The sequence below is a fragment of the Campylobacter sp. 2018MI13 genome (genome assembly GCF_018501135.1).
GTDB lineage: Bacteria > Campylobacterota > Campylobacteria > Campylobacterales > Campylobacteraceae > Campylobacter_E.
In genome coordinates, this window is sequence record NZ_JAHCZC010000329.1 from 1 (window position 1) to 246 (window position 246).

At 41.9% G+C, this 246-nt stretch carries 1 pseudogene; it reads left to right on the plus strand.

The annotated features are described in order from the left end of the window. Window positions 1–246: pseudogene (locus KJQ99_RS11480) on the plus strand (50S ribosomal protein L3); the annotation flags it as partial.

A 246-nucleotide genomic window follows, 5' to 3' on the forward strand; every position in this document is an offset into this window, starting at 1 on the left:
AAAGACACGGATTTGCAGGTGGTCCAGCAAGTCATGGTAGCCGTTTTCACAGACGCTCAGGTTCTATAGGTAACCGCGAGTGGCCAGGTCGTGTTCAAAAAGGACGCAAAATGGCGGGTCATTTTGGGAATGAATTAGTTACTGTTAAAAATGAAGTTGTTTCATTTGACGCTGAAAATGGTGTTTTAGTATTAAAAGGTAGCGTTGCAGGTTATAATGGTGCAATGGGTAAAGTAAGGATTGTAA